Consider the following 5720-nt stretch of genomic DNA (forward strand, 5'->3'; position numbering starts at 1 on the left):
AGAAAAGTACTTCAAAGGTTTATCCTGAGCCCTTGCAAGCCCCAGCCGCTCCAACACCCTTTCAGCATTCATTCCGGCACTAAATCCTTTAAACTTAAAATGAAAACTAATGGTCTCCTGAAGCGTAAATTCTTCGATCAGGTCTAAATATGGAGCAGCAAAACTGATGCGTTTATAAATCTGCTCCACTGGAATATCTTTAGCCTCACTATAAGTAATCGTCCCTTCTGAAGGGGATAAACTCCCTGTAAGCAAACTTAACAAAGTAGACTTTCCCGATCCGTTAGGCCCAAGTATCGCGTACTGCTCACCTCCTTTAAACTGATAAGAGAAATTCCGGAAAATCCATTCCTGGTTAAACCGCCGTCCAGCTTTATTTAAGTCAATAATCATCGGCTGAATTAACTGCCAGACCCAAAGCCCTTCATTACCCCGCGGTTTGAATTGCGGATAAAATCAACGATTTCGTCGCGGATTTCCGTTGGCTTAAACTCTGCTTCTATCATATCCAAGGCCTTGGTCACATTATTATGTTTCACAAAAAGCACCCGGTAAATTTCCTGAATCTCATTAATCTTCTCTGAAGAAAAGCCTCTTCTCCTCAACCCTACAGAATTGATCCCTGCATAAGACAAAGGTTCTCTGGCTGCTTTTACATAGGGAGGAACATCCTTTCTCACCAGTGAACCGCCAGTCACAAAAGCATGTGAACCAACTTTAACAAACTGATGGATGGCCACCAATCCTGCAAGCACCACATAATTTCCAATCGTAATGTGTCCTGCCAGCGTTGTGCTGTTGGAAAAAATACAATGGTCCCCAACTTCACAGTCATGGGCGATGTGAGAATAAGCCTGGATCAGGCAATTGCTTCCAATCACTGTTTTCCATTTATCTTTTGTTCCCCGGTTAATGGTTACACATTCCCTGATCGTCGTATTGTCTCCGATTTCAGCTGTCGTTACCTCGCCCGCAAATTTAAGATCCTGCGGAACACCGGAGATCACCGATCCCGGAAAAACACGACAGTTCTTACCAATACGCGCCCCGTCCATGATCACCACATTTGATCCGATCCAGGTACCCTCACCGATCTCCACATCTTTATGGATCACCGCAAAGGGCTCTATAACAACATTATCTGCTATTTTTGCTTGTGGATGTATATATGCTAGAGGTTGGATCATGCCGTTTTATCGCTATCTTTAACTTTAACAATCTGCGCCATCATTTCGGCTTCAACTACAACTTTCTCGCCAACCATACCCACACCTTTCATCTGTGCAATTCCCCTTCTGATCGGTTCCATTAAATCACATCTGAAAACAATGGTATCTCCGGGAGAAACCTGCGCCCTAAAACGCACATTGTCTATTTTCAGGAACAAGGTAAGATAATTTCTTGGATCCGGCACTGTACTTAAAACCAATATCCCTCCGGTTTGCGCCATAGCTTCGATCTGAATCACCCCTGGAAATACCGGAGCGCCAGGAAAATGCCCTTTAAAGAGCTCTTCATTCATCGTCACATTCTTCACACCCACCACGTAAGTTTTGGTCAGTTCTAGAATTTTATCGATAAACAGGAAGGGTTGCCTGTGTGGTAAAATGTCCATGATCTGCACCACGTCATATAAAGGCTTTACAGACGGGTCGTACACATGCTGTACTTTTTTGTTTTTTTCTTTTTTGATGGCCGCTTTGATTTTTTTTGCAAAAGCAACATTAGCCGCATGACCCGGCCTGGCCGCCATAATATGGCCTTTTAAATGCACCCCAACCAGGGCAAGGTCACCGATCATATCCAATAACTTGTGTCTGGCCGGTTCATTTTGGTGCCTAAGCTCCATATTATTCAGAATGCCCTGAGGTGCTACATCAATCGCATTTCTGTTAAATATTTTTGCCAGATGATCCAATTCATCCCTGGTCACTTCCTTATCTACAATCACAATTGCATTGTTCAGATCTCCACCCTTGATCAGGTTGTTCTGCAACTGGTATTCCAGTTCATGGAGAAAACAAAAAGTCCTGCAGGACGCGATTTCTTTTTTAAACTCTGCAATGCTGGAGATGCCCGCATGCTGACTGCCCAAAACAGGAGAATTATAATCAATCATACAAGTAAACCTGTAGTCGTCCAGTGGCATCGCCACGATTTCCACTTTCCGGTCTGCCTCTGTATAGGTAATATTGTGCGGGATCTGGAAATATTCCCGGTCTACGTCCTGAAGAACCACACCAGCCAATTCCAACGCATCCAGAAACTGGATTGCACTACCGTCCATAATCGGTGTTTCAGGACCATCCAGCTTCATCAACACATTGTCCAGGTCCATTCCGACCAAAGAAGCCATCACATGCTCTACAGTACTTACGCTCGCTCCGTTTTGGGATATAGTCGTTCCTCTGGCCGTATCTGTCACATTATCACAATCTGCGTCAACGATCGGCTGACCCGGAAGATCTATTCTTTGAAATTTAAACCCGTGATTTTCCGGAGCAGGACAAAAAGTTAAAGTAACATTTGCACCGGTATGCAGGCCCACGCCTTTTACCGAAACCTCGTTCTTAATGGTTTTTTGTTTAACGTTCATTATTTTCCTGGTATTGTAGTACTACTTTGTTCTATTAGTAAGGTGAGTTGTTTAATCTTTGCCTCCAGCTCAGCGATCCTGAGCTCCACTGTTGGCAACTGTTTGAAAATAACGGAGGCCCGCATCCAGTTCCTTAATGGCTGGGCCGGGCTGCCATGCCATTGTTTATTTTCTTCTGTAATGTTAAAATTAATTCCGGCCTGTGCCCCAATCTGAGTTCCTTTGGCCAAGGATAAATGGCCTGCAATTCCTACCTGGCCACCAACTACAGAATTTCCGCCAAGTTTCGTACTTCCCGAAATACCCGACTGGGCAGCGACAACGGTATGTTCGCCAACGTCAACATTATGGGCAATCTGGATCAAATTGTCCAGCTTAACCCCTTTTCTGATAAATGTGGAACCCATCGTTGCCCGGTCTATCGCCGTATTTGCTCCAATCTCCACATCATCTTCTATGATCACATTGCCAATCTGGGCAATTTTAGTATATGTTCCATCGGCTTGTGGCGCAAAGCCAAAGCCATCACTCCCGATTACGGTATTGGAATGAATAATAATCCTGTCTCCCAGTACAGAACGGTTGTATATTTTTACCCCTGGATGCAGCACACAATGTGCACCAACCCGGCTTTCCTCTCCGATAAATACCTGGGCAGCAATTTTTGTATCATCACCAATCACTACATTTTCAGCGATATAACTAAAAGCCCCAATAAAAACATTCTTTCCGATCTTTGCCGTAGGATGTATAAAACTGGGTTCCTCTATACCAGACTTTTCTGCACTCTGGTTCATAATTTCATTATACTTGTCCAGCAACACAGAAAATGCGCTGTATGGATCTTTAACCTTTATTAAAGTGCAGGTAAAGTCCTGGGCAGGCGTAAAATCCTGGCCAACAATCACCACAGAGGCCTCTGTCTGATATAAATAGTTTTCGTATTTAGGATTGGATAAAAAGCACAAAGACCCTGCCTTACCATCCTCTATCTTAGAAAGCTCAGCCACCTGAACATTTTCATCCCCCTCAATAGTCCCACTTAATAGTTCGCTTATCTGCTTGGCAGTAAATTGCATTTTACAAAGGTATATGTTAAATTGATATGAACAAATAAACCCATATAGGTTATCTTATTTTTAATATTGATCAGAAAAAAAACTAAAAACGGAATAAAATTTGAATTCTAATGTTAAAAAATGCTAAATAATACGAGGATAGCAAAGGATATGCTTTTTAACCGTCTTGTCCAGCGACTCTAAATTAGATAAATCAGACGCCTTTGCGATATCAATCCGCACATTATTTTTCAGAAGAATATTGATATTGCTATTTCCGGCATTATAAGCCCGGTTCCAGATTTCGTCTGTAAAAACAAAATAACGGGCTTCCTCTTCCGAAATACCCAGTACCGCAGCTGCATTTTCCTTTAACAACTGCAGCCTGGCCTGTTCAGGAGCATCATTACTGATCTCTGTTTTATATAAGCTCCTGGTAGTCAGCATTCCGCAAAGCCTGGACAAAATTTTATCCCGGTGATTTTCCCAAACCTTCACCGAAGCAAAAATATCCTGGTCATCCAGTTTCAAAAATTGCTGCAGGTGCCGCTCTTCTGTAAAAAAGTCCTTTTCTGAAACCCTGCCCTGTAAAAAATGCTGTAAAGCTGGCGTCGCGAAAAGAGTTTCTCCGCCCGAAGCCAGTTCCTTTGCCCTTTCAAGGATCTTGACCAGTAACTGCTCTCCCGCAATTACTGTTTTGTGCAGATACACCTGCCAGTACATCAGCCGGCGGGCTATCAGAAAATTCTCAATAGAATAAATCCCTTTTTCTTCAATCACCAGTTCTCCATCCGCAATATTGAACATTTTGATGATCCGGTCAAAACTGATCACCCCCTCACTTACCCCTGTAAAAAAACTATCCCTGTTCAGATAGTCCATCCGGTCCAGATCAAGCTGACTTGAAATCAATTGGTGAAGAAATTTTTTAGGACAGTTTCCTTTAAAAATATCAATTGCGCTTGTCAACCTGCCGTCAAATTCGAGGTTCAGTTTTTCCATGATCAACATAGAAAGGTCCTCGTGGTGAATCCCGTTCACCAACGTATGCTCCAGCGCATGAGAAAATGGCCCATGACCTATATCGTGCAGCAGAATCGCAATAGTTGCGGCCTCCTCCTCCTCCTTGCTGATTTCATGGCCCTTACCTCTAAGCACCTCTATAGCAAGGCTCATCAGGTGCATGGCCCCCAAAGCATGATGAAACCGCGTGTGCAAGGCACCTGGATACACAAGATGCGTCATTCCCAGCTGTTTAATATACCTTAATCTTTGAAACCAGGGATGAGCGATCAGATCAAAAATCAGAGCAGAGGGGATATTGATAAACCCATATACCGGGTCATTAATTATTTTCTTTTTATTCAATCTGTTGTAAATAAATTATACGGTACAAAAATTGCTATTTTTATTCACAAATAAGAAAGCGCGTATGCTTTTCAAAAATTAAATTTACATTATATACATACAATAATGCAGGAAACCAAGATTCTATGGGCCGATGATGAGATCAACTTATTAAAACCACATATATTACTCTTAAACGAGAAAGGCTATCACGTAACCACTTTTACCAACGGTAATGATGCCCTCGAAGCCTTCAGTAAAGAACATTTTGACCTGGTTTTTCTTGACGAAAACATGCCTGGAATGAGCGGGCTGGAGACCCTCTCGGCCATCAAAAACCTAAAGAACGATGTTCCTGTTGTCCTCATTACCAAAAGTGAAGAAGAAAACCTGATGGAAGATGCCATCGGATCCAAGATAGACGATTACCTGATCAAGCCTGTGAATCCAAAACAGGTCTTGCTGACCATTAAAAAGATCATTGACAACAAGCGTCTGATCAGCGAAAAAACCTCTATGGCTTATCAGCAAGACTTCCGTCGCCTGGGCATGACCCTTAATGACAAGCTGAGCTATGAAGAATGGGTAGATGTTTATAAAAAACTCGTGTTCTGGGAACTTGAGCTGGAGAAACTGGATGATCCTCAAATGCACGAAATTTTAACCATGCAGAAATCTGAGGCCAATATGCAATTCTCCAAGTTCATTGAAGACCATTA

The 5720-nt window shown here is 42.7% G+C and carries 6 protein-coding genes; 1 reads left to right on the forward strand and 5 read right to left on the reverse strand.

Annotation, left to right across the window (positions count from 1 at the left end):
* The 5 genes from VNZ46_RS23685 to VNZ46_RS23705 all read right to left on the reverse strand — a co-directional run.
* Nucleotides 1-393 (reverse strand): ABC transporter ATP-binding protein (locus VNZ46_RS23685; RefSeq protein ID WP_325563247.1); only part of this gene is annotated, 393 nt, incomplete at its 3' end.
* Between the two features lie 8 nt (nucleotides 394-401).
* Nucleotides 402-1187 (reverse strand): acyl-ACP--UDP-N-acetylglucosamine O-acyltransferase, encoded by a 786-nt coding sequence (lpxA, locus tag VNZ46_RS23690; protein WP_108555717.1) that lies wholly within the window; start codon nucleotides 1185-1187, stop codon nucleotides 402-404.
* Entirely contained in the window at nucleotides 1184-2596 is a 1413-nt protein-coding gene (locus VNZ46_RS23695; protein WP_108555716.1) for a bifunctional UDP-3-O-[3-hydroxymyristoyl] N-acetylglucosamine deacetylase/3-hydroxyacyl-ACP dehydratase, read from the reverse strand. Before VNZ46_RS23695 ends, lpxA begins: the two co-directional genes overlap by 4 nt.
* Nucleotides 2596-3675 (reverse strand): UDP-3-O-(3-hydroxymyristoyl)glucosamine N-acyltransferase, encoded by a 1080-nt coding sequence (gene lpxD / locus VNZ46_RS23700; protein WP_325563250.1) that lies wholly within the window; start codon nucleotides 3673-3675, stop codon nucleotides 2596-2598. Before lpxD ends, VNZ46_RS23695 begins: the two co-directional genes overlap by 1 nt.
* Before the next feature lie 123 nt (nucleotides 3676-3798).
* On the reverse strand, nucleotides 3799-5022 hold the full coding sequence (locus tag VNZ46_RS23705; RefSeq protein WP_325563252.1) for an HD domain-containing protein: 1224 nt from the start codon (nucleotides 5020-5022) through the stop codon (nucleotides 3799-3801).
* A 105-nt stretch (nucleotides 5023-5127) separates the two neighbouring features.
* Between VNZ46_RS23705 and VNZ46_RS23710 the strand changes: the two genes are divergently transcribed.
* On the forward strand, nucleotides 5128-5720 hold a 593-nt coding region (locus tag VNZ46_RS23710), incomplete at its 3' end, for a response regulator (RefSeq protein ID WP_325563254.1).

The sequence above is a fragment of the Pedobacter sp. genome (assembly GCF_035566355.1).
GTDB lineage: Bacteria > Bacteroidota > Bacteroidia > Sphingobacteriales > Sphingobacteriaceae > Pedobacter.